This window comes from Salmonella sp. SAL4457, assembly GCF_046548235.1.
Classification (GTDB): domain Bacteria; phylum Pseudomonadota; class Gammaproteobacteria; order Enterobacterales; family Enterobacteriaceae; genus Salmonella; species Salmonella enterica.
The window spans coordinates 1-234 of sequence record NZ_JBGDZO010001375.1; the positions used below are offsets into that span (position 1 = coordinate 1).

The following is a 234-nucleotide window of genomic DNA, read 5'->3' on the forward strand; positions in this document are numbered from 1 at the left end:
GCCTTTTTCATGGGTGCTGTTCAGCGGGTGCCGAAGACCACCATGGTCTTTCCTTTCACATGCACCAGGCCCTGCTCCTCCAGGCTCTTCAGCACGCGTCCGACCATTTCCCGCGAGCAGCCGACGATCCGGCCGATCTCCTGGCGGGTGATCTTGATCTGCATGCCGTCCGGGTGGGTCATGGCGTCCGGTTGCTGGCACAGGTCCAGCAAGGTGCGGGCGACGCGTCCGGTG

Annotated in this window: 1 protein-coding gene; it reads right to left on the reverse strand. The window is 64.1% G+C overall.

What is annotated here, in order from left to right; all coding sequences use genetic code 11:
- Nucleotides 1–20: 20 nt before the first annotated feature.
- Nucleotides 21–234 (reverse strand): helix-turn-helix domain-containing protein (locus tag ACLJNW_RS28665; RefSeq protein WP_410962078.1); only part of this gene is annotated, 214 nt, incomplete at its 5' end.